At 56.5% G+C, this 26,180-nt stretch carries 18 protein-coding genes and 2 pseudogenes; 13 read left to right on the top strand and 7 right to left on the bottom strand.

Annotated features, from left to right (window positions below):
- Positions 1-135 precede the first annotated feature (135 nt).
- The 4 genes and pseudogenes from ACLQ8T_RS07635 to ACLQ8T_RS07620 all read left to right on the top strand — a co-directional run bounded on the left by ACLQ8T_RS07635 (position 136) and on the right by ACLQ8T_RS07620 (position 2,066).
- On the top strand, positions 136-351 hold the full coding sequence (locus tag ACLQ8T_RS07635) for a DUF6480 family protein (protein ID WP_141355555.1): 216 nt from the start codon (positions 136-138) through the stop codon (positions 349-351).
- Positions 341-778, top strand: a pseudogene (locus ACLQ8T_RS07630) (cyclodeaminase/cyclohydrolase family protein); the annotation flags it as partial. The gene ACLQ8T_RS07635 and the pseudogene ACLQ8T_RS07630, both read left to right, overlap by 11 nt.
- Before the next feature lie 116 nt (positions 779-894).
- Entirely contained in the window at positions 895-1,311 is a 417-nt protein-coding gene (locus ACLQ8T_RS07625; RefSeq protein ID WP_413456436.1) for a phytoene desaturase family protein, read from the top strand.
- Positions 1,312-1,739: 428 nt separating this feature from the next.
- Positions 1,740-2,066, top strand: coding sequence for a hypothetical protein (locus tag ACLQ8T_RS07620; protein ID WP_223308937.1), 327 nt, complete (start codon positions 1,740-1,742; stop codon positions 2,064-2,066).
- Between the two features lie 530 nt (positions 2,067-2,596).
- On the opposite strand, the pseudogene ACLQ8T_RS07615 reads toward ACLQ8T_RS07620, so the two are convergent.
- Positions 2,597-3,124, bottom strand: a pseudogene (locus ACLQ8T_RS07615) (catalase); the annotation flags it as partial.
- 99 nt (positions 3,125-3,223) lie between these two features.
- On the opposite strand from ACLQ8T_RS07615, the gene ACLQ8T_RS07610 reads away from it, so the two are divergent.
- The gene (locus ACLQ8T_RS07610) at positions 3,224-4,225 is read left to right on the top strand and encodes an IS481 family transposase (RefSeq protein ID WP_413455854.1); all 1,002 of its coding nucleotides are present in this window, start codon (positions 3,224-3,226) and stop codon (positions 4,223-4,225) included.
- A 321-nt stretch (positions 4,226-4,546) separates the two neighbouring features.
- Here ACLQ8T_RS07610 and ACLQ8T_RS07605 read toward each other — a convergent pair whose 3' ends face one another.
- Both ACLQ8T_RS07605 and ACLQ8T_RS07600 read right to left on the bottom strand, forming a co-directional pair.
- A complete protein-coding gene (locus tag ACLQ8T_RS07605; RefSeq protein ID WP_413456393.1) occupies positions 4,547-5,767 on the bottom strand; it encodes an ammonium transporter in 1,221 nt (406 codons plus the stop codon).
- A gap of 260 nt (positions 5,768-6,027) precedes the next feature.
- Positions 6,028-6,687: a hypothetical protein gene (locus tag ACLQ8T_RS07600; protein WP_413456266.1), complete on the bottom strand. Its 660-nt coding sequence runs from the start codon at positions 6,685-6,687 to the stop codon at positions 6,028-6,030.
- Between the two features lie 109 nt (positions 6,688-6,796).
- Between ACLQ8T_RS07600 and ACLQ8T_RS07595 the strand changes: the two genes are divergently transcribed.
- Positions 6,797-7,465, top strand: coding sequence for a DNA-3-methyladenine glycosylase (locus tag ACLQ8T_RS07595; RefSeq protein WP_413456265.1), 669 nt, complete (start codon positions 6,797-6,799; stop codon positions 7,463-7,465).
- Between the two features lie 71 nt (positions 7,466-7,536).
- On the opposite strand, the gene ACLQ8T_RS07590 is transcribed toward ACLQ8T_RS07595, so the two are convergent.
- Complete coding sequence (locus tag ACLQ8T_RS07590) at positions 7,537-9,669, bottom strand: acyltransferase family protein (RefSeq protein ID WP_413456264.1); 2,133 nt, start codon at positions 9,667-9,669, stop codon at positions 7,537-7,539.
- Positions 9,670-10,095: 426 nt separating this feature from the next.
- Positions 10,096-11,277, bottom strand: a complete 1,182-nt coding sequence (gene ftsY / locus ACLQ8T_RS07585; RefSeq protein ID WP_141355589.1) for a signal recognition particle-docking protein FtsY — start codon at positions 11,275-11,277, stop codon at positions 10,096-10,098.
- Between the two features lie 176 nt (positions 11,278-11,453).
- On the opposite strand from ftsY, the gene ACLQ8T_RS07580 reads away from it, so the two are divergent.
- Positions 11,454-12,689, top strand: coding sequence for an MFS transporter (locus ACLQ8T_RS07580; RefSeq protein WP_413456263.1), 1,236 nt, complete (start codon positions 11,454-11,456; stop codon positions 12,687-12,689).
- A gap of 366 nt (positions 12,690-13,055) precedes the next feature.
- On the top strand, positions 13,056-15,035 hold the full coding sequence (locus tag ACLQ8T_RS07575; protein ID WP_413456262.1) for a cell wall-binding repeat-containing protein: 1,980 nt from the start codon (positions 13,056-13,058) through the stop codon (positions 15,033-15,035).
- A 132-nt stretch (positions 15,036-15,167) separates the two neighbouring features.
- Here ACLQ8T_RS07575 and ACLQ8T_RS07570 read toward each other — a convergent pair whose 3' ends face one another.
- Positions 15,168-16,613 carry a glycosyltransferase family 2 protein gene (locus ACLQ8T_RS07570; protein ID WP_413456261.1) on the bottom strand — a complete coding sequence of 482 codons (1,446 nt, stop codon included), beginning with the start codon at positions 16,611-16,613 and terminating at the stop codon, positions 15,168-15,170.
- Positions 16,614-16,687: 74 nt separating this feature from the next.
- Positions 16,688-20,260 (bottom strand): chromosome segregation protein SMC, encoded by a 3,573-nt coding sequence (smc, locus tag ACLQ8T_RS07565; RefSeq protein WP_413456260.1) that lies wholly within the window; start codon positions 20,258-20,260, stop codon positions 16,688-16,690.
- Between the two features lie 104 nt (positions 20,261-20,364).
- On the opposite strand from smc, the gene ACLQ8T_RS07560 reads away from it, so the two are divergent.
- The 5 genes from ACLQ8T_RS07560 to ACLQ8T_RS07540 all read left to right on the top strand — a co-directional run bounded on the left by ACLQ8T_RS07560 (position 20,365) and on the right by ACLQ8T_RS07540 (position 26,180).
- A complete protein-coding gene (locus ACLQ8T_RS07560) occupies positions 20,365-21,237 on the top strand; it encodes a serine hydrolase domain-containing protein (protein WP_413456259.1) in 873 nt (290 codons plus the stop codon).
- A 165-nt stretch (positions 21,238-21,402) separates the two neighbouring features.
- Entirely contained in the window at positions 21,403-22,317 is a 915-nt protein-coding gene (locus ACLQ8T_RS07555) for a hypothetical protein (protein WP_413456258.1), read from the top strand.
- A 267-nt stretch (positions 22,318-22,584) separates the two neighbouring features.
- Positions 22,585-23,430: a hypothetical protein gene (locus tag ACLQ8T_RS07550; protein ID WP_413456257.1), complete on the top strand. Its 846-nt coding sequence runs from the start codon at positions 22,585-22,587 to the stop codon at positions 23,428-23,430.
- A 125-nt stretch (positions 23,431-23,555) separates the two neighbouring features.
- A complete protein-coding gene (locus ACLQ8T_RS07545; RefSeq protein ID WP_413456256.1) occupies positions 23,556-25,382 on the top strand; it encodes a hypothetical protein in 1,827 nt (608 codons plus the stop codon).
- Positions 25,383-25,451: 69 nt separating this feature from the next.
- Positions 25,452-26,180 carry a DUF6270 domain-containing protein gene (locus ACLQ8T_RS07540; protein WP_413456255.1) on the top strand — a complete coding sequence of 243 codons (729 nt, stop codon included), beginning with the start codon at positions 25,452-25,454 and terminating at the stop codon, positions 26,178-26,180.

Below are 26,180 nucleotides of genomic sequence, written 5' to 3'. Positions count from 1 at the left end.
GCAGGCAGCGCACCTCAATCCGAGCGTTCGGTGTGAATTGCTCCTTGCTGTTGAACCCGCCGCCGAGCGCTGTCTAGCGTGAGCGGACAAGGGCTGGACTCTCACCTCCAGCAATCATGCAGACAGGAGCAGCCGATGAACCCGCAGGAATTCTCCGCGCCGCAGGACGATGGCGAACGCGACGACGCACACGACGATGCGCAATCAGCCAACCGCGAGGCCGCGGCCACATCCAACCCCGATCCAGAAGAGCAACTGATTACCGGGCTTGAACCGGGAGGTTCGGTACCACCGGGTGAAACCCCGCCCGGTGAAGGTTCGATGAGCCAAGACCAGGGGCATGGCGAATAGCCTGGCGCAGCGTCCAATCAGCGATGCACGCATTGGACGCTGGCTGGAGGAGCTGGCTGAATCGGACGGGAACCCGGGCGGCGCAGCCGCGGCGGCGCTGATGCTCGCAGCCGCCGCCGCGCTGATGTCAATGTCCGGCGGCTACGTATCGGCTTCGGCGACCGCACAGTCCGAACTCACCGGCCTGCTGTCACGGGCCAAGCAGCTGCGGCTCAACGCGCTGGCCATGGCAGACCGTGATGCGCGGGCTTCCGCGGAGTTCGGGGTAGCCTACGCGCAACCGGCCTCGGAGCAGCGCGACCGCCGCCTTGCACAGGCCTGCTTGCAGGTCGCGAAATCCTCTGCCGCACTCGGTGCGCTGGCCATGACCGCTCTGGATGACCTGCGCTGGCTCTCGCAGCAAGCCAAGCCGCAACTGGTGGCCGATGTCGCCGAGTTCTTCCTGGGCATGCTGAGCGCAGTGCTGAAGGCTGCCAGCAGCAATCTGCGCTATGACCTTTTCCAGTTGGCTTCCGGCCCGGCGCAGGTCAAGCACGCAGGGTTATGGGATACCGCAGCATCGCTGGACCGGGCGATGCAGAACGCAGGAGAGCTGGCCGCCACGTCATCTGGACCTACGCCCACGTGCCCCAGGGCTATGCCGGGGATGCCGGTGCGCTTATCGATGCGCAGATCGAGCGGTTCGCGCCGGGCTTCAGGGACCGGATCGTGCAGCGGGTGGACACTTCCCCGGCGCAGCTGCAGGCTTGGGATCCCAACCTGGTCGGCGGCGATATCGGCGGCGGATCGCTGTCCGGCACCCAGCAATTCTTCCGCCCCTCCGCTTCGCCCAATCCCTATTCCCTCGGCGTGCCGGGACTGTACCTGTGCTCCTCTTCCACGCCGCCGGGTGGCGGGGTGCATGGCATGGCCGGCTGGCATGCGGCGCATCGGGCACTGCGCGAGCTTGGGCGCACCTGAGCCGATAATCAGCTTCCTTGGTTGCCGGCGATGGATCAGCGGCACGCAACTACATAGGCGAACCGAGCCCGCGCAGCCCAAGCCAATTCCTGCAATAAAGCTTTTGACTAGTAAAAAATAAAGTCTGGGAATTTCCTCAGAATCGGGACGGGTGCACAAGAACTTGGTGGGCCAATGATAATTTCATACCAAGTCCCCCACCGCTTGGCGTATGGTCGACAGCGTCACAGAAGGCCATGCCGCCGCCTCAGGGGCCGGAAAACTGCATAGTTGAAGTGAGAAGTATCGTCTAGAAGTGGAGGGTAGTTCACATGCCAGGAAGGCTAGTCAGATCCCAGACTGCGGTGCGCGTTGCTGAGTTGCTGGGATCACGCGAGGGCAGAAGACATTTGGGCAATTATGGCTGGACCCAGGGAATGCCAGTGGTCATGACGCAGCCTGAGGAATCGCTCGATGATGTCATGGGCCTCGTGTCAGTGCACAAGCGGCCTGTGCTGGTCGCGATGCTAGGAAAGCAGACCGGGGAGCTGAAATTCTTGCACATTTCCGAGCCTTCTCCAGTCTTGGAAGTGGTTCCGGCCAGCGCGCCGCGCAGCACGATCAAGGATTTGTTCGCGCAGGCCGAGCACAGCGGCATGGCAGCATTCCGCGTGAAGTATTGGCAGTACAGTGCGGTCGCCCACGCGGTGCCCCATTTCGACGCGAATGCGCCAGGACACAGCTACGCCGCACAGGAGTCCGGCAGCAGCTCATGACAGCTGGCAACGCTGCCACTGGTACAGCCCTCTGGTAATCTGCGCACCGCGCAGTTCACCAGGGGGCTGTTTCCATGCCAGGGACCAGGTCTGCTTGCTGGATGCTAGCCGGTGTTGAGCATCCGGTGTTCCAGGGCTGCCAGATAGTCCGCGAAGCCTTCGTCCAGCCGGCCGCGCAAGCGCCCAGAGGTGGTTGCCTGCAGCCGGGCCGTGGCCTGGACCCGGTAGCCGGCATGGCGCAAGGCTTCCACCAGTGCCACATCCTCCCGGGCCGCCAGCGGCTCGAAGCCTCCGACAGCCAGATAGGCGGCAGCGCACACGCCGAAGTTCGCGCCGTGGATATGGCCATGCCCCTCCACCGGCCGGTATTCCTGCTGCCATAGGGCGAAGAGGTGCTCATCGAGTTCGCTGCGGTCTGGTTCCACGGTTCCCGCTACCGCATCTGCCCCGTCGGCGTGCAGGCGGGCAAAGCCCTGAAGCCAATGCTCTGGGACGCAGGTATCCGCGTCGGTGCTAGCCAGCCAGATGGCGCCCGGGTCGCTCATCTGCCACATCACGTGGGCTTGGGCAGGGGTATGCAGGGAGACGAAATCCCAGAAGGTGTCGTGGGCGGATTGCGCCTGCGGGATCTCCGTATCGGGATGCGGCTTCGCGGCGTGGACGAGGTCCGGGAACTTGATCCCGTCCTGGATGAAGAACACCGGGATGTTGTTGCCCACCAGGTCGAAGATGCCTTCGTTAGTGTAGAACTTCGTGGCGAAGCCGCGGGTATCGCGGGCGGTGTCCATGGAGCCGCGGGATCCGACCACGGTGGAGAAGCGGACGAAGACCTTAGTTTGGCGTCCGGGCTTAAGGAAGTCGGCACGGCACAGCTTGCCGGCATTGCCGTAGCTGGTTAACGTGCCGTGGGCGCCGGCACCGCGCGCATGGACAACGCGCTCGGGAATCCGCTCGTGATCGAAATGCATGATCTGCTCACGCAGGTGGTGGTCCTGCAGCAGGGTGGGGCCCCGCTCGCCGGCTTTCAGCGAGTGATCGGTGTCGTTGACTTCAGCGCCCTAGGTGTAGTTCCCCGGGACGTTGTGAACACTAGCGAATGAAGAAGACCTCCGGCAGGATGTGGGTTACCACACTCACCATCGTGCACGGAGGTCTTCATGTCCCACGCTAACGCACCACTGACGCCCGAAGGAAGACGACGCCTAGCTTCCTTGATCATCGATGAGCACTGGCCCATCCGCCGCGCCGCCGAACGATTCCAGGTCTCGCCCGCAACAGCCAAAAAATGGGCAACGAGATACCATGCCAACGAATCCCTCGGCGACCGCTCCTCACGCCCTGTTTGCTCTCCGACACGACTGTGCCGCAAGAGCGAACGCCGCATCATTGCCCTACGCTTCAACCGGCAATGGGGACCGCACCGGATCAGCTACCACCTCGGCATTCCCCGTAGCACCGTCGGACGCGTCCTGGACCGCTACCGGATGCCCAAACTGGCGCATCTGGACCAAACCACCGGGCTGCCGGTACGCAAGCCCCGCCCTGTGCGCTACGAGAAGCAGGCACCGGGCGAGCTGGTGCATGTGGACATCAAGAAACTGGGCCGCATCCCAAAGGGCGGAGGCTGGCGCGCGCATGGTCGCGGTTCAGCCCAAGACCGCCAGGCCGGTGCCGCGCGGGACCGTGCGGCACGCCAGGGCGCCAAGGGGTCACGGGGCTATCTTTTCCTGCATCACGCGGTCGACGACCATTCGCGGCTGGCCTATTCCGAAATCCTCAACGACGAGAAGAAGGAAACCGCAGCCGGGTTCTGGCAGCGAGCCCGTGGATTCTTCGCCGCGGCTGGCATTGTCGTCACCGCGGTGATGACCGATAACGGTTCCTGCTACCGTTCCAAGGTGTTCGCCCAGGCGTTGGGGCCGGGCGTGAAGCACCGGCGCACCCGACCGTATCGACCTCAGACCAATGGGAAAGTCGAACGGTTCAACCGGACGTTGTCGCAGGAATGGGCGTACGTGAGGGCTTATGACAGCGAAGAAGCCAGGGCCGCAGCCTACGGCGCCTGGCTTCATCACTATAATTATCATCGACCCCATACCGGGATCGGTGGTCTTACTCCGTCAGATCGTGTTCACAACCTCACGGGGAACTACACCTAGGTCGTGGTCAGGTACGCACTGTCCTGTCCGGGGCCGGACAGCACCGTCTTTTGGCCGTGAGTTGATGGCTGTTGTGGTTCGCTGGTCATGGCACTCTCCTTAGTCGCATGAATGATCGGCTGGTCAGTGCCACGCTAAGGTCCTTCGCGGTGCCGATGCCACCGGGCAAGCTGATTCCCATGGTTTGCACATGTGCCAGCTGGCGCATCGGCAAATGCCAAGACCGCCGGTGGCTGCATGGCCCACCGGCGGTCTTGTCGGACGTTTCAGAAACGTCCTGCCCCTCGTGCTTGTACTGCGTTATTTTCCAGATTCCACTCCTTACTTGGAAACCAGCTGGTATCCATTTTCGTTGTGTTCGGCCTCGTCGATCCCGGCAATCTCGATGTCTGCCGTGACACGCCATGGGCTGAACTTTCCAATAACCGTTGCGATGACCCAGGTCATCACCGCGGAGAAGGCCATGACCACGATCAGGGTGGCCGTCTGGGCGATCAGCTGGGCTACGCCGCCGCCGTAGAACAGGCCGCCGGCGCTTTCCTCGGTTGGCAGTGCGAAGAAGCCGAGGAACAGGGTGCCGATCAGGCCGGCGACCAGGTGCACGCCGACAACATCCAGCGAGTCGTCGTAGCCGAGCTTCCACTTCAGGTTCACGGCCCAGGCGGCACCGGCTCCGGCCAGCACGCCCAGCAGCATGGCGGCCCATGGGGCAACGTCGGCGCAGGATGGGGTGATGGCTACCAGGCCGGCCACCAGGCCGGAGGCAACGCCCAGCGAGCTGGGGCGGGAGCCGCGCAGCTTCTCGACCAGGATCCAGCCGAGGACTGCGGCACCCGGAGCTGCCAGGGTGTTGACCCAGATGAGTCCTGCCTGCTCGACGGTGGTTGCCGCCCCGGCATTGAAGCCGAACCAGCCGAACCACAGCAGGCCTGCACCGAGCATCACCAGCGGGGTGTTGTGCGGCTGCGGACGGTCGTGGAAGTTGTGGCGCTGGCCGAGCTTCAGGGCCAGGACCAGGGCTGCGATACCTGCGTTGGTGTGGACCACTGCGCCACCGGCGAAGTCGATGGCCTCGCCGAAGATGCTGCCCAGGAAGCCGTCGGCGGAAAGCAGGCCGCCGCCCCAGACCCAGAAGGCAACCGGTGCGTAGACCAGGGTGACCCACAGCGGCACGAAGAACAGCCATGGTGCGAAGCGCGCACGGTCGGCGATGGCTCCGGAGATGATGGCCACGGAGATCATGGCGAAGGTTCCGGCGAATCCGGCGGCGAGCAGCTCAGACTGCTCGGTGTTTTGCATCGCGAAGTCGCTGATCGGGTTGCCGACAATCCCGGCGATGGCTGGTTCTCCGGCGGAGAACGAGTAGCCCCACAGCACCCAGACGACTGCGGTGATCGCCGCGGCGGAGAAGCTCATCAGCATCATGTTCACTACGCCGGTGGCGCGAGTCATGCCGCCGTAGAAAAGTCCCAGTGCCGGTGTCATCAGCAGCACGAGCGCGGCAGCTATCAGGATCCATAAGCTGGCAACATCCAACTCCATCTGGATCACGTCCCCTCAAGTTATTCGGTGTATCGGTGGTGATATGACTATTGAACTAACCCGATGTTTCCGAATGCTCGCTGCTTCGTTTCCACTGTGTATCAAGTTCTTGCCGGGGGTAACGGTTGCTTCTCGGCAATGTTTCGCCACCGTTTCGAACAGTTCACGCTGCTGCTGGCGGCCGGTTAGAACGGGCAGCCCGGCATCGGCAGAAAATGCTTTCTGCCGATGCCGGACTGGTGCGCTGACGCCGCGTGCGGCTACAGGCGCTTGATTTTCACGACCTGGAACTTCGGCACCGTCGTGGAGCCGCCGATGGTGGTGTCGTAGCTCAGCGAACCGGTAACCGTGGCGGTGATTTGCACGATGTCCTCGGCCACGATGTCATCAAGCACCTTGCAATCCACCAGGCCGTCGCCGGCGGTGAACATCGAATTGTGCTCGTAGTCGTATTTGCCTACGTGCGCGTGGCTGAGATCAGCGCGGAAGGTGCAGGGACCGGTCGCCGAGTCGAACTGCGTGACCCGCCCGTAGACGATCACGTTCTCGTCGATATGCGAGTCCGGCTTCTTCACGATCTGCGCCAGCTCACGCTTGGTGATTTTCCGGGCCTTGTTGGCCTTGGCTTTCTCAGCCTTGGCCGCGTCTTCCTTCTCCTTCTTCTCCTTCGCCTTGCGGGCTTTCTCGGCTTCTTCGGCAGCAACGCGTTCTTCTTCGGCCGCGCGAAGCTCTGCAGCTTCGTCCTGGGCCAGGGCCAATTGCGATTCCGTTTCGGTCAGCTGCACTTGAAGTGTTTCTACTTCTGCGGCCATGGCCGAGCTTGAGGCCTGCGCGGCCTCGAAATCTTCCGTGGAGACGCCGCAAGCGGCCAGCGAGAGAATTCCGGCAAGTGCAAATGCCGGCAGAATGGACTTTTTCATGGTCCACCTCCATTTCACGAGTGCGAGTTACTTGAACCCCCAAGTTCCAAGTAAAAAGAATCGTGGCATGCGCCAGGGACAATTTGGCTTCAGCAGGCACACTGGAGACATGGACCGCACTTTCTTCTTGCCCGATGCGCTCAGCGTCGCTCCACAGTTGCTCGGGGCCGTGCTCACCGTGGATTCCGCCGAAGGACCGGTCAGCGTGCGCATCACAGAAACCGAAGCGTACATGGGGTTGGGCACCGGCGGCCCCTACGATCCCGGCAGCCACTCGAAAGATCGGAAAACCGAGCGCAACGCATCCATGTTCCTGGACCCCGGACATGCATATGTTTATTTCAGCTACGGCATGCACTATGCCCTGAATTTCGTTTGCTCGCCCCCGGGCATTGCCTCCGGGGTGCTGATACGCTCAGGCGCAATTACGTCTGGGACAGAACTGGCACTGGCCCGCCGGCTGGAGAAACGCCCAGCCCGCTACTCGCGCAATCCCATCCCGGAAGTCCAGCTAGCCCGCGGACCGGGAAACTTGGCAGCTGCGCTGGGACTCACGAGGTTGGCACATGATGGCTTGGACCTGTTCTCTCCCCCATTTGCCATCCACGCCGCGCCCAACGCTCCGGTAGCAATCCGCACCGGGCCGCGGGTTGGAGTTGCCGGGATAGCAGGAGGGCCGCAGTTCCCATGGAGGTTCTGGCTGCCCGGAGAACCCAGCGTCTCCACCTTCCGCCCAGGCCGAGATGCTCCTGCATCACGGTCGAACGCTGCAGAATGACAATGGGACCCGGTCACGATGCAATCAATGCGTTGTGGCCGGAGCCCATCAGGCGATGTCCATTCGACGCCTTATGCGGCCGGGAACAGCTCCTCGGAATCCAGAGCCTTCTTCAGACGCGATTCCAGAGTCGGTGACAGAGATCCTGCAAAGGTTTCGGTCAGGTGCGAGTGGTCCCAATAGGCCACGATACCGCCAACCACTGCAAAGCAACGGCCGTCCTCGCACAGCTGGTCATTCATGTCGACGTCGATGATGTTCGGATTATCAAGCGCGATCACGGCATCGGACTGCGGGTCCATCGGTATCCACTGCTTTGCATCGCCACTGCATTCGATGAACTCTCCAGCATTGGAAGCCACGCAGTCAGGGACATTCTCCACGGTCTCGCCGGGGAAAGCAGTATCCCTGATGACCGCCACAGCAGCACCCGTACCAGCCCACTCTTCCAGAATTTTTTCGTAGGCCTTCTGGGCAGGCTCTGCCGTGTTCTCCATTTCATAACCGGAGACTGGCAGGGACTGACGGTTGGAACTGATCACCAGGTCGTAGTCTTCTTTCTCGATCTGCTTGGTGACCCATCCACCAAAATCAGCGCATCCCTTTTCAGTTGCCTCGGAGTCGAAAACCTGAGGCTCGCCCATCACGGCACAGCGGCTGGCGAGATAGGTGTCGATGGTCCAGCCATTTTTCTTGGCCATAGGTTCCAGTGCGGGAATCCACTGGCCAGCATGCGAGTTTCCAACCAGCGCGACCTTGATTTTTCCATCACCGTAACTGCAGACCGGGCGGTCCTTGTAGTCGGCAGACTGGCTGGCGAAGCAATCATCCTTGTATACGACCGGCTTGTCGGTCTTCGCAACAACTGGTGCCGGGGCCACCGGCTGGTAGGCAGTTTCGATATTCACCGACTCGTCGCACGAATCGCTCAATGACGCAGCACCGAAGCAGTCCTCGCCCAATTCCTTTTCGACCTGCGCCAATGCCTTGTCGACGTCTTGGGCATCGTTGATGATGCGTTCGGTGTTGAGATAGAAGGCACCCGCCACCAAAGCCAAGACAAGACTTCCAGTGGCCAGGAAACGTGGAGCCGTGAGCAGCGCGGAGGAGTCAATGAACTTGCGGAATCGTACCTCGACCAGTTTCTGCGTCAATACCGCTAGAACCAGGGTGAGGACCAAGGCAATGATCTTCTGCGGCCATTTGAAATCGTCCACCATGAACGGCATCAGAATCAGCAGCGGCCAGTGCCAAAGATATATGGCGTAGGAATTATCCCCGAAGAATTGGAACAGCTTACTGCTCAAAAATACGTTGGGCGAGTACTTGTGCGTCGAATGGCAGAGCAGGATCAGCGCGGTACCGAATACTGGAATCGCGGCGATATATCCAGGGAACGGCATCTGGCCGGTGAAAGCCAACGCGCTGAATGCGATGGCGAGGACACCACCCCAGGACCCGATCAAGCTGGTCACGTCATTCTTTGCCGCATGCGCGCGCGCTCCCAATGCCGCTACCAATGCGCCGGCGGAGAATTCCCAAACACGGGTGAAGGTTGAGAAGTATGCGCTGCCCGGCTCAGTTGCTGTCGCGTACAGCGAGTATCCGAAAGAAAGCAAGAAGACTGCACTGATGCCGGCCAACGCGGCGGTCGCCGGTTTGAGGCCGAACTTGATGGCGGCAAAGATCAGCAGGCCGATCATGATTGGCCAGACGAAATAGAACTGCTCTTCGGCAGACAGGGACCAGAAATGCTGGAAGGGACTTGCCGCTTCGCCCTCGGCCAGGTAATCAACCTTGGTCAGCGCCAGGTACCAGTTCTGGAAGTAGAACGTCGCTGCCATCGCTTGCAGTCCCCAGTCTTGCCAGACAGTCGATGGCGCGAAGAGCCAAATGCCCAGGACGCTGGCCAGAATCACCAAGAACGAGGCCGGGATGAGACGCTTGACTCGCCGCATCCAGAAATTGGCCACGTCAGCGAAATTCTTCGGTGGTTTGGTCAGCAGATGCGAGGTAATCAGGAATCCCGAGATCACGAAGAACACGTCGACGCCGACGAAGCCGCCGGGCAGATAGTGCCCCCAGAAGTGGTAAAGCACGACGACACCCACGGCGATGGCGCGCAGGCCCTGGATGTCCATGCGGAAAGCCTTGGGTTTCGGGTCCCGCTTGGATGGCATGGGCAAGTCTTGATTCGACGACACTTCTGGATGGATCCTTTACCGGCTGGTCTGGCCGCCCGGGCATCCTGAATCATCTGGAGTGCCGTGCAGGCAGTGCGTACGGACTGAAGGGACACAATTCCCCAGAAAGCATCTTTACCCAAGAAATCTGGACGTTTTCTGTAGCCCGGGTCACCAAACTCTTGGACATACCGCAACTAGAATGGACCCAGAAGACCGCTTCAGTTATTGACCTGCACTTTTCTGCCGGCATCGGGAAGATGCTTCGGAAGCAGCAAATAGTCAATGTGATCCATTTCACTGGCAGCTTCCATCTATTTCAGCCCGCTGTCCAGCCAAGGCCCTGAACTAATCCGCACCAAGCAGCTGACGGCACATTCACGTTTTAAACAGATCTCCCCACCATATTTTGCATGGCGGGGAGATCAAGAAATTTAGACGCTTCGATTAGCCTTCGAGCAGTGCGTCCACGAAATCTTCGGGGTTGAATGGAGCAAGGTCGTCCGGGCCTTCGCCCAAGCCGACGAGCTTTACCGGAACGCCAAGCTGGCGCTGGATAGCCACGACGATGCCGCCCTTTGCGGTGCCATCGAGTTTGGTCAGCACGATTCCCGAAACGTTGACGACCTCGGAGAAGACCTTGGCCTGCTGCAGGCCGTTCTGGCCGGTAGTCGCGTCGAGGACCAGCAGGACTTCGTCAATGGTGGCCTTCTTCTCGACCACGCGCTTGATCTTGCCCAGCTCGTCCATCAGGCCGACCTTGTTCTGCAAGCGTCCGGCTGTGTCGATCATGACAATGTCGACTTCCTGGTCAATGCCGGCGGAAACAGCTTCAAAGGCAACGGATGCCGGGTCGGCACCGTCAATCTCCGAGCGAACGGTTGGCACGCCCACGCGGTCGCCCCAGGTGGCAAGCTGCTCTGCAGCGGCAGCGCGGAAGGTGTCGGCCGCGCCCAGCAGGACGTCCTTGTCTTCAGCAACGAGAACTCGGGCCATCTTGCCGATGGTGGTGGTCTTGCCGACGCCGTTGACACCGACAACCATGATGATGCTCGGGCGGTCCGGGTGCGGTTCAGGCAGGTAGCTGCGGTCCAGGCTCGGGTCGACCAGCTTGAGCAGTTCCTCGCGGAGCATGGCCTTGACCCGGGCTGGGTCCTTGCTGCCTTCAATCTTCACTCGTTCGCGCAGCGCGTCGACAAGCTCAAGGGCAGGTTCGGTACCCAAGTCTGCCATCAGCAGGTTCTCTTCAATCTCTTCCCAGACATCCTCGTCAATCGAGTCTTGGCTGAGCAGGGCCAGCAGGCCCTTGGAGAACATGTTGTTGGACTTGGTCAGTCGCGCACGCAGGCGGGCCAGGCGGCCCTGCACTGGTTCAGGAACATCGAGCTGTGGTGCAGCCGGTGCGGCAGGTTCCTGGACTGCGATGGGCGCATCGCTTGCTCCGGCAGTGTCCGCTGCGGCATCAGTATCGCCCTCAGCGCTCTGGCCGGTTGGCAAGTCGTCTGCATCGCGCTCTGACGTATACGGAGTCTTGGGCTTGCGGCCCTTGGTGACGAAGGCAATGACGCCAATGGCCACCACGGCAACAACCGCGACAATGATGATGGTTAATATAAGCGAATCAGACACGCTTTAAATCGTCTCATATCTCCAAGGATTTAGGGATCATGTGGCACGCAGCACCAGCGAAAGCGTATTTGGCATCCGGGGCTAGACTGGCAGGTGGGCTGATTCGCCCTACACGTCGTTCCAGAAAGGCTGACGGTTGCTGCCCGCTTGTCGGCAGAACCATCTCTCCAATAGACATGGCATTGAAAACCACCCGTACCACCAGGCCGCCGATCCCCCAGGAGATTGGCGTGCTGCTGGTAGCGGCCTTCATCATCGCCCTGGGTTTCGGGCTCATCGCCCCGATCCTGCCCCAGTATGCGGTGAGCTTTGATGTCGGCAATGCGGCCGCCACGATCATCGTCAGCATCTTTGCCTTTACCCGTTTGATTTTCGCGCCGGTAGCCGGAGTGCTGGTAGGCAAGCTGGGCGAGCCGAGGATCTACGTCACCGGCGTGCTGCTGGTGGCGTTATCCACCTTGCTCTGCGCGGTGGTGCAGGACTACACCCAGCTGTTGATTGCCCGCGGCCTGGGTGGATTCGGCTCAACCATGTTCACCATTTCGGCCATGGCGCTGATTGCACGCCTGGCTCCGGAGAAGTCCCGCGGACGCATCTCGGGTTTGTACGCCGGCTCTTTCCTCTTGGGCAATGTCTTTGGCCCGGTTCTCGGGACCCTCCTCGCCCCGCTGGGCATGCGTGTTCCCTTCCTGATCTACGGAACAGCCCTGGTGATTGCGGCGGGTGTGGTCTACATGGCCTTGGGCCGCCGCCGTGAACTGGATGCAGATGCCGCCAATCCGCGTTCAAGGAAAACAGACATCGAAGTAGTGACCACACGTGAGGCGCTGGGCTCCCCTGCCTACCGCGCGGCGTTGTTTTCCGGATTCAGCTACGGATGGTTGGCATTCGGCGTACGCAACAGCATGATCCCGCTCTTCGCCTTGGCCGTCTTCGGACAAGGCATGGGCGCCACGGCGGCCGGGATTTCCATGACGGTGTTTGCCATCGGCAATGGTTGCGCACTGCTGTTCTCCGGCCGCCTGACCGATAGCATTGGCCGCAAGATTCCGATTGTCTTCGGGATGAGCATCCTGCTCTTGTCCATTGGTGCCATGGGCTATTCGACGTCCCTGGTTGGCTTCATCGTCTTCTCAGTGCTGGCTGGTCTTGGCGGTGGGCTGCTTGGCCCAGCGCAGCAGGCATCCGTGGCTGACGTGATTGGTTCCGGACGCAACGGCGGCAAGGCCCTGGCCGGTTTCCAGATGTGCACCGATCTCGGCTCAATTATCGGTCCACTGTTGGCAGGGGCCATAGCGGATATGATCAGTTTCCAATTGGCATTCAATATTTCGGCAGTGGTTGGCCTGGTCGGGGTGATTGCGTGGCTTCTAGTTCCAAAAACCATAAAGCCGGTGAAATTGACTGAATAGGCAACTTCGTTTCCACTGTTTTTCAGGCTGAATATTAATTCCCGGAATCTTGCCGGAAAACATCGGGTAGATATACTGGCAAAGGCTTTTGCCATGTCACTTGCACTCAATTTTTCAGGGGAATCCATGCCGGCACTCCGGTCACGACGATCCAAAGCCCTATCCATTGCGGTCGTAGCCACACTTTCCATCCCGCTTTCTGCGGGTCCGGGTTTCGCTGCACCAGCGGAAGAACCCTCCGCTCAATCAAGCCAATCTCCTACTGCCACGGCTACCGCGACAGACGCGCCGGAACTATTTTCGACGGCATCTGATGCGCCGGAGACCACCGGAACCGGCACCAACGTTGCTGAGTCCACGGCGCCAATGCAGAGCACATCTGCAGTGGCGGCCACGCCAGCTGCTGAGGAAATCTCTACGGCACTGTCCAAGGGTGAAGATCTTTCCAACAAGGAGCGCGTGAAGCTGGCCGACAAGGCGCTGGCCGAACTGGATATGGAGCACCTCGATGCCCAACTGGGGCAGGGTGCCAAGCGAATCGCGGAAACCGGAGACGCCACCGTCCCAACCGTGGCCGAGCTGGCGGATCTCGCGCAGCTGGCCTCGGATGATGCTGCCGCTTCCATTCCGTTCGAGGTCGGTGCGCCCGCTTCCCTGGATGAGCTGCGCACTTGGCGTCCGCCGGGCACCCTCGGAATCGATGTTTCCCGCCATCAAGGCACCGTGAACTGGTCCACCGCCAAGGCCAACGGAGCACGCTTCGCCTACATCAAGGCCACGCAGTCATGGCCTTCGTCCTTGTACAAGGACCCGAAGTTCAGCCAGAACTACACCAACTCGCGCAATGCCGGCCTGATCCGTGGTGCGTACCATTTCGCAATGCCTGCCCATTCGTCCGGCGCTGTACAGGCCCAGGAATTCATGGCCAACGGCGGCGGTTGGACCAACGACGGGTACACGATGCCTCCACTGCTGGATATCGAGTGGAACCCGTACAGCAAGACCGCTTACCCGCAGGGCAAGGGCGATAAGTGCTACGGCATGTCCCCTTCGGCAATGGTCGCGTGGATCAAGGACTTCGGCAACACCGTCAAGGCCAAGACCGGCCGCCTGCCGATGATCTACACTGCCCAGTCTTGGTGGGACGAGTGCACCGGTGATTCCGTAGCGTTCAAGTCCTGGCCACTGCATGTGTCCATTTTCCCGACCGCTGACGTCGCAAAGAACCCCCGGGAGCTTCCCGAAGGCTGGACCACGTTCAACGTCTGGCAGTATTCATCCAACTCCAATATGCTGGGCTCGACCAATAACGTGGATGCCAACGTGTGGAACGGCGACCTGACCTCATTGCGCGACTTCGCAAAGAACCGCCGCAGCACCGCTTACAAGTTGACCACCAGCTACTTCGGCAATGCGGATGTGTGGCCAACCCGTTTGGGCCCGTCGCGCATGTCTGGTGCCAACCGCTACGGAACTCCTGTTGCGATCTCCAAGCGCACCTTCCCCTATGGAGCGAAGACTGTTGTTGTCGCTTCAGGCGCGCACTTCGCCGATGCGCTGTCGGTCACCTCGCTGGCCAACCGCCACAACGCTCCTTTGCTGTTGACCAAGCAGGCGTACCTGCCCAGCGAGGTAGCTGCGGAAATCAAACGCCTGAATCCTTCGCGCATCATTATTGCAGGTGGCCCGACCGCAGTCAGCAGCAAGACGTTCACTCAATTGAAGAAGTACGCACCGGTATCGCGTGAAGCGGGAAGCACCCGTTACGGAACCAGCGCCGAGATCGCTACGAATTGGTCCTCTGCGAAGAACGTGTTCGTTGCCTCGGGACGTTCGTTCCCTGATGCCCTGTCCATGGCGGCAGTCGCGGCGGACCGCGAGGCTCCGTTGCTGTTGAGCAGCAAGAAGTACGTCCCGAGCGCCATCTTGAAACAACTGAAGCGCTTGAATCCTTCCACAGTGTATTTGGCCGGCGGACCACTGGCGGTTTCCAAGACTGCGGAAAACCAGATCCGCAAGGCGGTTCCGAATGCCCGCATCGCCCGCTATGGCGGCGCAACGCGATATGACACCAGTGCTGTCATCGCCAAGGCCTTCTGGCCCAATGGTTCACAGCGACAGTTCATTGCCAACGGCAAGAATTTCCCTGACGGGCTCAGCGGTGCTGTTGCAGCAGGCTATAACGGAGCGCCAATGCTACTGGCCAAGAAGACCTGCCTGCCGAAATCAATCGGCTCGGCACTGACCAGCATGGAAGGCTGGACCAACGTCCTCATCGGCGGACCGCTGGCTCTTGATTCAACAGTTGCTTACCGGAATGACGGAAAGATTAATACGTGTTCGTAAGCATGGCGAATTAGCCGTTGCACAGTAAAGAAGCTCGTAGTTGCCGCTAGCGGCAACTACGAGCTTCTTTGCTTCTGCACGGCGTCGCAGGGCAATTTGAAGCCCAGCTGCACGACTAAATGTGCCGACGTGCTACCTCACTTGGCGAGTATCTATGCTCAAATATCCGTTCGAGGTTGCATAGACCAGCAAACCATCGAATTCCTGGTTCGCAACATTTTCCCCCATTTTGATCCGTTTTGCAGGAACTCCATGGCACTCGATGAAGATGTTGCCCAATCGGGAGACAGACTCAAGCACGGAATCTCGCGAAAAAGACGCAGTAATTCGTGATCCGCTGTCGTCAATTGCGATTTCACCCTTGGCCAGGATTTCGGTGTCCCGATCCCTGATATGGATGCCTTTCGGCGCCGGATCCGTAGCGGGCAAATCGACAATCAAAGAAACATTTTCAGCAGTATTCTCAATCGAGACAACCGCTGGCGGTTGTTCCGCTTCGATCTTCTTTCGTGCATGCTCTTCCAAGTACGCGATATCGCTGTCTAGGATGGCTTCGACCAGCCGAGCGTCCTGCGGCTTGAAGAACTCTGCAGGGTTGTCCAGGTGGAAAGTTTCCAAGAAACCCTTGTGATTTGATACCCACGCCTCACGCTGTTCGGCAGTGAAGCGAAGGAAGCGTTGGCCGTCGTAGAAGCGCAAGCCTTTGCGAACGAACAATCCGGCAATGCGCTTCCGGGCCAACACCAGATCCGCTCCTGTGTAGTCCGCGATTGTTTGGGCGATCTTGGACAAGGAATCAACGTAACCGGCAGGATCGATTCGCTCCGTACTAATATTCTGGCCGTCGGATCTCAGCCGGATCTCGTAGTAGTTGTAGTCGCCAAGGATGCTTATTCGCTGAGCAGCAGAATAAGCCTCGACCATGGCGATGCCATCTTCCAGCCTGACTTTCTCTTCGACAAAGCGGATACCATGCGAATTGAGCAGACTGCGCCGAATCATCTTTTGCGGCGACAAGGTCCGCAAAATAACGTCGTAGTCAACATCGAGAATTGTTTTCCCGAATAATTTCGCTTGAACTCTTCGGCCGTCCAAGCCCACCATTTTCGGGACAAGAACATCCACGTCATGTTTCAGGGCGAAGGACGTCATGCGCCTGAGCGCTTCGATACCCAACCGATCATCACTGTCGATGAAGAAGACATACTCTCCTCGCGCATGGTCGATTCCCACATTGCGCGGCTTACCGGGCCAACCGCTGTTTTCTTGATGCACAACGTTGAAGTTCGAATTTCGCTTCGCATAGACGTCCAAGATCTCTCCGCCAAAATCCGTAGAGCCGTCATCTACTGCGATGACTTCGAAATCTTCTGATTTCAAGTCTTGGGCTTCAAGTGAATTAAGCAGTTCCGTCAGGTACGGCATGGCGTTGTAAACAGGAATAACGACGCTCACTAATGGAGCAGGTTCTAGGCTCTTTTGCGCCTCCGCGACAATAGACTCATCCTCAGCTCCCCCACGGACAGAAAGTAACGGAACTGCAGAGTTATCGTTGCTGCGTTTACGGAAAAATGCCATGCCAGCCTAAGTAGAGATAATGAATTACAGAACGAATTAGCTCGTACCTGTAAATTCCAACTGTACCGCAGTGGCTAAGACGTTACAGCTCTTTCCATTTTCTGGCTGATCACCGTGGAAACTCCGTCTCCTCGCATGGTGACACCGTACAGCGCATCGGCGACTTCCATGGTCTTTTTCTGGTGGGTAATCACAATCAGCTGGGAGGACTCGCGTAGTTCTTCAAAGATCGTGATCAGGCGACCCAAGTTCATATCGTCCAAGGCCGCCTCGACCTCATCCATCACATAGAACGGCGAAGGGCGCGCCTTGAAGATGGCGACCAGCAAAGCGACGGCAGTCAGCGAACGCTCGCCACCGGAGAGCAGCGAGAGCCGCTTGATCTTCTTGCCGGCCGGACGCGCTTCCACCTCGATACCGGTGGTGAGCATATTCTCCGGATCAGTGAGCACGAGCTGTCCCTCGCCGCCTGGGAACAGGCGATCGAAGATCCGTTTGAACTGCACGGCTGTGTCGTTGTAGGCCTCGGTGAACACTCGTTCAACGTGGGAATCAACGTCAGCAATGATCTGCTGCAAATCCCCGCGGGACTTCTTCAAATCCTCGAGCTGGCCTGACAGGAACTTATGGCGCTCCTCCAAGGCGGCGAATTCTTCAAGTGCCAGCGGGTTGACCTTGCCCAGGGCCGCTAAGTCGCGTTCTGCTTTCTTCAGCCGCTTTTCCTGCTCCACGCGATCATAGGCTCGGGTACCGACAGTGTTTCCGTCTTCGTCAACGCTCTGCCGCAGCGCACCCCACTTGTCGTCTTCATCAACAGCTTCCGGAATCAGCTGGTCTGGACCATAGTTGGCAATCAGATGATCGGGAGTGAATCCCAGTTCCTCCAGTGCCTTGGTCTCAAGGTTCTCAATACGCATCCGCAGTTCGGCACGGGCCATCTCATCGCGATGCACGGCATCCGCAAGCCGAGCGAGCTCTGCGGAGAGCTGTTCCGCTTCCCTGCGCTGGCTACCCAGCATGGATTCGAGTTCGGTTTTTTTGCCGTCGAGCTCTTCGCGTTCTTGGCCAGCCATGGATACCGATACTTCAATGAAACGCAGAACGCGATCAGCGGCTTGCTCAATGCGGTTCGCATTGACGGCCTGGGCCTTGCGCTGTTCAGCACGCCGGGCAGCGACTTCACGGTGATTTCGCTCGGCGGCCGCAGTGCGGCGCAACCCCTCGATACGTGAGCGTAACGCAGAAACTCGCTCTTCGCTGCTGCGCAAGGCCAGACGGGCTTCCAATTCCTGCTGGCGTGCGGCGGCCGCGGCATCGGCCAGTGCTGCCCGGGCCGCGTCGTCCACGGTTTCTTCGTCTTGATCGGTCGAAGCAAGTTCCATGCGCTCAGTAATCTCTTCCAGAGACTCCTGCTCAATTTCCAGCTTCTCAAGCGTTGCTTCGAGCTTTTCTTCCAACGCGGATTTATCCGATTGCGCGCTCCGCAGCTTCTGCCCGAGACGTGCCAGATACGACGACAGTTCATCAATTGTCGCGTCTGATTCCGTTAAAGCGGACAAGGCGTCTTCGCGCTGTTGCTGGGCGACGGAAAGCTCTGGACCTCGTTGGGCCAGTCTTTGTTCAACTGATGAAAGTTCTTCTTGGCACTGGGATAGTTCGTTTTCCGTCTGTTCTACCAACGCCTGTTGAGCGATCAAGGAAGCGCCCGCTGAATCTCCCACAGAGCTGCGTAACGCGGAAACAGTTATGCCGTCCAAGGTGGTGAGCAAAGCCATCGGGCGCTGTGCCAACACTGCCGGCGCTTGGCTCATCTCCTCAATGATGTAGTGGCCATCAAAAAGCAGATCAAGCAAACTGTCCAAAGCGCTATCGGCCGCAACAACTTCACGAGCGCTGACAGCGTCAGCCACGCCAGCCGCAGTAGCAACCTGTGAAGACAGCTCTGCGTGAAGGAAAACCTGGCTGGCCTCTTGCTGTTGAACCTCTTCGATGAGCTCCAGCGCGTTGCCGAGGTTCTTGGCTACCAAGGCTTCGGCGTTCTCACGCAATATCGCGGCGATGGCCTGTTCATATCCGGGGTTGACCGTTATCAGCTCACCCAAACGCCCCAGGAGCTTGCCAGCAGCTGAACGAAGAAGCTGAGCGGACTGATCATCTGGTTTTGAGTTCAGCTTCAGGGCATCAAGGCGTGCGCGCAGTCCGGAAACACGCACAGATAGCTCGCGTTCCCGCTGGCTATCGATGTTGTGGGCTTCTGACAATGCTGAATGTTCTTGATCCGCACTCTCGAAATCCTGATTCAGCTGTGCTTCGCCAGCTAGCTGTTTTTCAAGATCGGTGGCGACTTCGGCGTGAGAGCGCGAATCCAATTCAAGATCCGAGTCGAAGGAACGGGCACTTTCCTGAAGGCGAGATATCTCAGCACGAGTTACGTCGACACGACTACGTGCTGAAGCCACCTGGGAGGCTAGCCGGGACATACCCTCGCGGCGATCCGCTGCAGCACGAAGCATGGCAGCCATTCGTTGTTGTTCAGCCCGCGAAGCTTCCTCTGCCTGCTCCTTAGCTTCAACGGCTTCAGCCAGGATCTCATGGCGGTCTTCAAGAGCTTCTTCTAGTTCCTCAAGTTCTGCGCTCATTCGCTCAGCTTGGGCTTCCAACCGCTCAGGATCTCGGCTGGAATCGAAATGAGTTTCGTTGCTTTCCAGCAATTTCGCTCGTTCACGAGCCAACGCGGCCAGCGAGCGGTACCTTTCTGCCTGGGTGCTCAGCGCAACCCATGTTTCCTGAATCTGGCCAAGACGCGGGGTTATGGTCTCCATCTGGGAAGCGAGTTCTTCGATATGCTTCTTGACGCGTTCCAGGCGCGCAGTAGCCTCTTCTTGCTGAGCTTGGATCTTTGATTCGTCATCAATATCTTGTGCTAGCTTGTTATTCAGCGTGACCAAATCATCAGCGAGCAGGCGAGACTTCGCATCCCGAACGTCGAGCTGAACCGTCTGCGCGCGGCGAGCAATTTTCGCCTGCCGTCCCAACGGGGCCAACTGGCGCCGCACCTCAGCGCTCAAATCCTCAAGGCGATCCAGGTTTCCCTGCATTGCCTGCAGCTTACGCAGAGTTTTCTCTTTGCGCCGACGGTGCTTGAGCACGCCGGCCGCCTCTTCAATGAAGCCACGCCGGTCTTCGGCTGTTGCGTGCAGAATGCGGTCCAGCTGCCCCTGCCCGACAATCACATGCATTTCCCGCCCCAGGCCGGAGTCCGAGAGCAGCTCTTGAATGTCCAGTAAACGGCACGAGCTTCCATTAATTGCGTATTCGGATCCGCCGGTACGGAATAAGGTGCGGGAGATAGTGACTTCTGCATAGTCGATGGGAAGCTGGCCATCTGCGTTATCGATGGTCAAGGAAACGTGGGCACGTCCAAGCGGTGGGCGACCCGACGTGCCGGCGAAGATCACGTCTTCCATCTTGCCGCCGCGAAGTGTCTTGGCACCCTGCTCCCCCATGACCCAAGAGAGCGCATCTACCACATTGGATTTGCCCGAGCCGTTAGGCCCGACAACTGCTGTGACACCGGGTTCGAATTCAAAGGTGGTCGCCGACGCAAAAGACTTGAATCCGCGAACGGTGAGAGTCTTCAGATGCACGGCGTGAAGTTCCTAAGTTTGGGTCGAATGGCTAAAGTTGGGTTGGGCATCCAAACCCAATCCTTGTGGCAATTCTAGCGAAGCACGGTAGGGATTTTCTGGTTGTGCTCGCAAAATCCAAGAACGAAATTCGAGGGATAGATCATTCTATGAGCATTCTGACGCAGATTGACCAGTGGCCAAGTGACAATGCGGTTTCGGTGGTAGTCAACGGCAACGGGGCAATCGTTGACCAGCACGGTGATACTGCACGCGTTTATCCCTTGGCCTCGGTGACGAAATTGCTCAGTGCCTACACGTTCTTGGTAGCGCTGGAAGAAGAAGCTATAACCCTCGAAGATCCTGCAGGGCCAGAGGGTTCCACGGTGCACCACCTCCTGGCACATACAGCCGGCTATGACTTCGATTCCGAAGCGATCCGCTTTGCCGTGGGCACCAAACGCGGCTACTCGAATTTCGGATTCGAGAAGCTTGCAGGGCATCTAGAGCAGCAGACTGGAATCAGCATGTCGGAGTATGCGCAAGAGGCTGTCTTCGCTCCCCTGGCCATGGCTAATACTGAGATTGCCGGCAGCTGCGCGAAGGATGGGCGCTCCACTGCCGCGGACTTGGCAAAATTCTCTGCTGAGCTGTTGAACCCAACTATCGTGGCCCAAGCTACTTTGCGTGACGCAACGCGTGTTCATTTCGAGAACCTTGCTGGGATTTTGCCTGGCTATGGGCGGCAGAATCCGAATGACTGGGGCCTCGGCTTTGAAATCCGATCATCCAAATCGCCACACTGGACAGGCGCAAGCCATCCGGCGTCAACATTCGGGCACTTCGGGCAGTCCGGCACATTCCTCTGGGTGGACCCCGAGCATCGTCTAGCCTGTGTGACGCTCACCGATAAGAACTTTGGACAGTGGGCCGTTGACGCTTGGGCACCATTCAATGAGCGCCTTCTAGCTGACCTGCAAAATAACTTCGACAGGTAGTCGTCTACTACTTACCTCCAGCAGTTCATATGCCTTGATCGGCAATGAAAACACCGGGATGCTCAGATATCCAGATATAATGTAAAATCATTGAAAATCAAAAACTCAACAGTCTCACCGAGCTAATTTACGCCACACTAATCATTCACTAAAGCGAGCAAACGAATGTCGAATAAAAACTTCAGACAATGGCAAGTTCTTCACTATACATGGGACAACATTGACGATTTTAAGAATCGTTGGAGCATGCTCTCAGGCATCCACACTATTCAATTCGGCGACGGACAATTGCCAATAGACATTTACGTCAACGAGCATATAAGTACTTCCGACTTTAAAGCACAGCCAGTTTTTTTCACAGGTGCCATCTCTTCTCGCGGCGAAAAGAAGGGTCCGTTCTTTTCCGGGCTAGGCCTGACGAATAATAAAAAACTTCCTCTTGTTGCTATCGCTGACCCGAGTCTAGACGATGACGTTTCACTCAGCTTAGCCTGGTACACAGGCGGACCTAACGACAACTTCACAACGAATCTCCTCGCTACTTTATCAGCACTGCAAGAAAGCCTTAATCGTGAGATGATTTTTATAGGTGGATCTGGAGGTGGTTTCGCCGCTCTAAATATCGCTTCAAACTTTAAAGGTGACTCGACAGCTCTGGTTTGGAACCCACAAACCGATCTGTACGAATACGCAGAGCGTTTCGTAAAGGCTTATTTGAGAAGTCGCTTTAATTTCGCGTACGCCACCTTGGCTTCATCTGAATGGAAACAATTTTGCAAAAGCCGAACTGATTCCAAAGTACCAACCAACGTTTTAAGTAGTGAGACACTCACCACGCCTCGACGCCTAATTTACCTTCAAAACAGTGCTGATTGGCATCGCACCAAACATCTTCTGCCACTGTGGTCCTTAACAACATCAAAAGAACTACAAGAGGGGATCAATTCACTGGATGACAATCACATCGTCTACGTAAGGGAATTTGCCGAAGGGCATGCACCGCCGCCATCGTCTCTAATTGCCAACCTCTTAGAACAATTAATGAATCCGTCAACAACAGCTAAAGAGTTAGTTTTTTAATAACAAAACTCGACTTAAATCGAAAACAACGCCGCATTCGCTCCTGACAAAATTTCACTTAGACGACCAACCGCTCTCCTCTTTGTCGTGTACTTATAGGAGCGGGCTCCGGATGGAAGGACAGCGCCCAAGTCTTAGGCAAAGACTCACTCGAGCGCAGCAACACCGGTCATATAATAACTACGATGCAGGCTTAAAATTTCGATGCGAAGAATCGAAATTTTATAACGGTAAAAAAACCGTCCAACTTCAGGCAAGGGTCTCAATATGCAAAACCGCACCAGGAACATAAAGAAGTACTCCTCAAAAGGTAGACGCATATTCGAAGACATAGAGACCTCACTTCGTGCCGGCCTTACTGAGGGTCTCACTATTGTAAAATCGAACGGAAGATATTTCGATTACTATTTCGAAGACCGAAATTCGCCCGTCACGCTCGTCACTTTCCATGCGGCGACAGGTCCTAATACCGTTGAATATCCGATTTTCACAGGCTCACGTATTGCGGACGAGCTTGGGGTCAATTTGCTCGCCTTCGCCGACTCAGCTTGTGGCGGGGCAGAGAAGCTATTAACTTTTTGGCACCAGAGCACCAAACGAGTACCGTCCGGTAAGTTCATCCCGGCTATCATCGCCCTAACTCAGTACCCCAGGCATGAAACGCATCTTATTTTTTTCGGTTCCTCCGCAGGCGGATACGCAGCGCTTCATTACAGTACATTTTTCCCAAAATCAGCTGCATTAGTAATGAACCCCCGGATAGAACTCCTTGGTAAGCCTGACCGCTTCGACGACTATTCCCAAATAGCTTATCCGGGTTGGAACCCGCAAATGGTTGCCGAGAGAATCCCGACAAGCATGTCAAAGTGGTACAAGGAAGGAAGGGAAAATACCGTAGCTTATATACAAAATAGCGGCGACAAGTTGTATTACGAGAATCACTTCTCACACTTTGAAGCCGCCACTAAGGGGCAAACAAATATTCATTTTAAGATTAAGCATTGGGGAAAGGGGCATATAGTACCTCCCGCGCATGAATACATGAAACCTCTTAAAGCACTCGTTAGTCATGCACCACATTGGAATACAGCGCTATCGAATTTCAACAATTGAGGTACTCTAGAATCCGGTTGCAAGCCCAGATATCTCGCCACTTCCTCGTTTAACTTAAATTACTGAATGACACCAGACAAAGCGCATCGCGGCAAGCCTAGACTTGCCATAGTAAGCTTAGGGGCATGGCTTCCAATAAGACTTACGCTCCGGTCATTACAGGGTTACCTCATACACCAAGCAATTCCAGACCATCAAACAGTATTGTAAAACGGCATGAAGAACCTGTTATTCGCGGTTCACGACGTTTCTGGCTCGACGGTAGCGTAATACTCAACGGATACTGCGTTAAACGAACAGCCGAGCTCGATGAAATATTACCCAAGGTAGCGGAAAGCTGGAGTGTTGAAGAAATTGCTGATTGGTGGTCAAGCGGCGCACGAAACCCCGGTGCACTCTTCGTAGAAGATACCATCAATTCGTGGAGTGCTTGTCTGCCCGATCCTCTGGGAGGTGCACTGGCATTTTCTTTCAGCGTACAGGGCAAATCATTCGTTTCTACAAGCATTGTAGAGCTTGCACACTCGATCGAGGAACATGGAATCACCTTAGAAAAGGAGCCATTGTTCCAGATAGAGCGTCTTATGCTTGGCAACGGTGGTCTTACACCCGCAAGTTACAAGGGTGTTCAATCACTCGAACCTTTCCAGTATTTCGTACTGCAAGGCAATCAAGTATTTACAAAGCACTACAAAGTTCGAGAGAACCTTCAATCTGCGTCGCTTCTCGAATTATTTACAATTCTTCGATCCGACGTCCAAAGTTCAGTCCAAGCAATAGCAGATTCAAATTCTCAACAAGTCATCTCCCATTTGACTGGCGGCTTTGACTCACGTCTAGTTCTCTCCGCAGTCCTGAATCTCGGACTAAGTGATCGAGTCAACATATTCTGCTCCGGTCCTGAGGGTTCCACCGACAGAATTATCGCCGATGGCTTGACAAGACAGTATGGGCTTAATCGAGTAGATGGCGCAGGACTCACTACAGCCCCTACGACAAACATGTCCGAACGTTTAATGGGGGCACTCTTTGCTAGTGGAGGAATAACCAATACGGGGCCATTCGGACGTGAGATCGCTGTACCAGTCAGCGCCATGGGCGGTGGATACGGCGAGGTGCTGCGAACATTCTTTGGAAACCGAAAGATTACGAACGCCCGTGATCAAATTGATACTTCGGTCCTGGTATCAAGCTACTTGCCTACCGCAAATCCGAAGGGTAGTTATCTATCACCAGATGCAATTGCAGAGATCTCATCCTTACTAAGAACTAAATTCGACTACTTGTCCCACCTGTATCAGGATATCGATTTCATTGGGGATGCTTTTTACACACATAACAGAAATCGATACCACATCGGCCAGACTTCGTTACTATGGAGCCGCGTAGGTTCTAGGTTTGACCCGCTGTATTCCGTTGCTGGTTTCGAGTTAGCACGCAGATCGACGCAGCATGTAAGATCGGCAAATGTCGTTGGCCATGATTTATTAGAATCACTGAAACCAGATTTGCTATCATGGCCCTTTGACTATGACAGATACAGCAAGGACCTTCTCCAGTTACGAAAACGACGAGAAATTCGATCCTGGCCACAGAACGACGACAAAATTTCTTTCTCCAAGGGGCTCACGCCGGAATGCGAAACAGATAGTACATTCTTATCTGTACTCAAGCAGCTCAATGCCACTGAACCGAAGCTTTCGGCAGCACAGCGTAAGGCTAAGGTTGACGAAGCAAATGGCCTAGGAGTCAATTTTTGGCAAGTCGTCTATAAGGAAACGGGACAGGAACTATTATCTAGTGCTCTCGAAAAAACGAATGGGACCGCTTTACAGGGAACTGTCTACACTGAATATATTCACAAATTATCAACTTCAAATACCCTAAACAAAAAGCAGCTTCGTGATCTATACAGCCTCGGTGGGATCATGGCCTGGCTCAGTTTCGGATAGTTTAAATACTTAAGTTAGTCAACAGAGAAACTTCTTCTAATAATTATTAGAACCTATTCCGCAGGAACAATGGTAAATTTCTTCATATTCGGTGGTTGCGTTTCAAGGGATACCTTCGAGCTAGTTAAGGACGCTCATATACTAACCGGGTACGTCGCTCGCCAGTCGCTTATCAGTGCCAACTCCGTACCAGAAACGCGAATAAATACAGCAAATTCACCGACAAACTTCAATTCACGAATGGTTGTCGGAGACATCAATTCCTCCCTCTTCCCTACTTTACGCCAAAAATCGAACGATTCTGATGTGTTCCTATTTGACATCTTAAGTGAACGGCTAGGAGTATATCGACTCCAGGGCGGGCGGTACATTACGAACTCAGCTGAACTCTCAAAATCAAAACTTTTAGGTAATTTTCCCTATGCCAAAGGAAATATTCATTTCGGTACAAGTCAACATTTAGAACTTTGGAAACAAGGAGTTCAAGGTCTCAAAGATATTCTTATCGAATGTGGCCTATTCAGCAAGAGCATATACATCGAGACGGTTTGGACTGACCATACTGAGAGAGGCAATAATGTTCCTAAGTTTAGGAATTGGTCTGCTCTTCACGCAAATAAATTATATGAACCCTATTTCCTGTACTTGCGAAAGTTAGGTTTTCGCTCTGTCAAGCCGTCCCCGGAAGTCAGCTTCTCCGATGAAAATCACAAATGGGGAAGTTCGCAGTATCATTATCAACCCGAATATTATCAGGAAATCTTAGCGCAGGTCTTCGACCTAATTTCAGATAAGTAG

Source organism: Glutamicibacter sp. FR1 (assembly GCF_047300825.1).
Lineage (GTDB): Bacteria > Actinomycetota > Actinomycetes > Actinomycetales > Micrococcaceae > Glutamicibacter > Glutamicibacter nicotianae.
This window is presented reverse-complemented; position numbering and strand designations above follow the sequence as displayed.